Consider the following 2,253-nt stretch of genomic DNA (forward strand, 5'->3'; position numbering starts at 1 on the left):
TCATTACTGAATCCTAAAACAATTGTATTTTTTATTGCACTCTTCCCTCAATTTATTGACATAAAGAAAGAAATTTTAAATCAATTTTTAAGTCTTTCTTTAACCTTCTGTTTTATTGGGTTTTTAATTCATTTAGTTTATGCAAATTTCTCTTCGATTTTTAAAGAGAAGATGTTAGCTGGGAATAATTTTTCCATCCTCAATAAAATTAGTGGTGCTATTTTCTTTCTTCTTGCAGTTCTACTCATCACTCAATAAATCTTTACTCGACTTATGATTCATTAAAAAGCCTTAACTCGTGGTTAGGCTTTTCAATTCTTTTGATCTTTAAACATGTTTTCATCTAATACATTTTTAGAGTGTCACTCTGTTTAATATCCAACCGTAAAAGAACTCTTCGTAGTTAGGATTGTTCTCTGTAATTTCGATATAGCGCTGCCCTTGCATAATATTTAAGATACGCACTAACACTTTTTCTCCCTCTTTATCACGTCGGTTTAAATAGGAGCTAAGTGCTTGCAAAGTAAGAGGCCCGTATTGGCCATCTACAGCAAGATTTGGCCAGCCTTCCTTACCCTGCTTATTTAACAGGTTTAAAGCACGTTGTAATAAAGGCTTCGCAAAACTCACCCCACAATTTACAGCGGTATCGAATAACTCTTCTGCAATAGCTGGGCTAATCTCATTAATCTGGTCAAACTGAGGCTCAAGCCAATATTGTTGCTTATAAATAGATTTAGCCACGGCTAATGGTAAATCTTGCATATCACCTTGATATCCGTTCGATCGAGCAACTGCTTCTGTAATACCAAATTTAGTGGCATGACCATAATCTGATGGATGATTAACATACCCGCCTTCTCGGCGGATCATTGATTCTAAGTATTGGTCGATATTCATTTTATTTTACCTGTATGTTTAGAGCCGTCTTAGCTATTTTGAAGATCATCTTTCGCCTTTTTTAGGTCTTTGATGACCTCTACAATCGTTTTACCTTCTTGTTTATTGATGAAGTTAAATACCCATCTCACAATAGCCCAACCCGGTAAACCACAAATGAAGAAGAATCCAGATAGGGTAATCATTCCCCAAATATCCGATACCCATTCATGCAGGTTCCATTTCATAATAATAAAGGAACCTCCTGTCAGGCTTGAAACTACGGTACAGATAAGGGCAACAATCCATTCCTGTGGAGAACGAGGAAAACGCATCATTAATACAACTGCGACAACTAAGCTGACTGCCATAGCCACCATAATTGCAATACTATAAAAATTTAAAAATGTGGCTAACCCACTGGTTGAAATTGTTTCCATGACTTTGTCCTGCTTTAAAGGGTGAAACTTGAAAACTCAGCGCAATAATCAGCTTGTTGTTTTTCAGTTTTTAAAACACCCTTCGTTTTCTTTATTACAGTCAATAAAAAACACTAACGCTTTTAAACCGCGCCAAATCGCAAGACGAACTTATCCTTGACCCCATATTTCAGGGGTCCAAGAAAGAATGTTTGTATGCTAAAGCCTGTTAGTGTGCACCGTTTAAGGCTTGTTCAATCAACTCAATCACTGTGATTGCACCGATCGCTTTTTGCATAGAGACTTGATCATCGAATTCGAATGCTTCATCTTCAAGCTCATTTACAATCTGCTTTGCCTCCTCGAGTGCTCTTTTTATTTTTTGTACCTTATATTTGTTTACGTCTTTTGCAATTGTTGGCACATACCCTCCACGTTTTGCATTTTTAAGTTGTTTAGCTCTGTTCTGCATTGCTGTAGTCATTCACTATCTCCAACTCGACTCACTCGATTAGTAAGGCATCTTTATCGTTTGTTATTCTTGAAGTTTTGATACATTCTTTGAGCAATATAGCTAAGCTATTGCTACAAATGTGTGTTCGAAACGTTTCATCTGGTACAACAATCATAAAGAACCAAACCAAATGCAATTAAGCTACTAATTTATAAACAAATCTTTCCTTTTCTAAAAATGTAAAAAAGTATTAAAGTTTTTAGAATTAAGCATTCTCCATACTTTAATTTTTTGACCAAAAAGTTCATATAAGGCTTTGCCGTATATCGGAAACTTTTGTTAGAGCTCACAATCTTTGTTAGATTCTTCATGTTCTTGATACCCTTTATCGACGAACATTAAGCCTGATCCACGGAATCGGGCTTTTTTTTATTCCAATTTTTGTTTTGATAGCCTGTTTGCAAATATTATTTGAGCTATCTCCCTTTTATTTTGCTACCT

4 protein-coding genes are annotated in these 2,253 nt (G+C 35.5%); 1 reads left to right on the forward strand and 3 read right to left on the reverse strand.

Features of this window, described 5'->3' with window-relative positions; translation table 11 throughout:
• A partial coding sequence (locus HUN22_RS16615) for a LysE family translocator (protein WP_174731696.1) occupies positions 1–258 on the forward strand: 258 nt, incomplete at its 5' end.
• A 96-nt stretch (positions 259–354) separates the two neighbouring features.
• Here the strand turns inward: HUN22_RS16615 and HUN22_RS16620 are convergent.
• From HUN22_RS16620 to HUN22_RS16630, 3 genes are all read right to left on the reverse strand, one after another.
• Positions 355–900, reverse strand: coding sequence for a glycoside hydrolase family 108 protein (locus HUN22_RS16620; RefSeq protein ID WP_174731699.1), 546 nt, complete (start codon positions 898–900; stop codon positions 355–357).
• 29 nt (positions 901–929) lie between these two features.
• A complete protein-coding gene (locus HUN22_RS16625) occupies positions 930–1,319 on the reverse strand; it encodes a hypothetical protein (RefSeq protein WP_174731702.1) in 390 nt (129 codons plus the stop codon).
• Positions 1,320–1,527: 208 nt separating this feature from the next.
• On the reverse strand, positions 1,528–1,782 hold the full coding sequence (locus HUN22_RS16630) for a hypothetical protein (RefSeq protein ID WP_016144732.1): 255 nt from the start codon (positions 1,780–1,782) through the stop codon (positions 1,528–1,530).
• Between the last annotated feature and the right edge of the window lie 471 nt (positions 1,783–2,253).

Origin of the sequence: Acinetobacter lactucae (genome assembly GCF_013344765.1) — a bacterium.
In the GTDB taxonomy this organism is placed as follows: Bacteria; Pseudomonadota; Gammaproteobacteria; order Pseudomonadales; family Moraxellaceae; genus Acinetobacter; species Acinetobacter lactucae_A.

Excerpts from the sequence above, each read along its gene's own strand:
- HUN22_RS16620 (WP_174731699.1), bottom strand. The coding sequence starts at position 900 with ATGAATATCGACCAATACTTAGAATCAATGATCCGCCGAGAAGGCGGG.
- HUN22_RS16625 (WP_174731702.1), bottom strand. The coding sequence starts at position 1,319 with ATGGAAACAATTTCAACCAGTGGGTTAGCCACATTTTTAAATTTTTAT.
- HUN22_RS16630 (WP_016144732.1), bottom strand. The coding sequence starts at position 1,782 with ATGACTACAGCAATGCAGAACAGAGCTAAACAACTTAAAAATGCAAAA.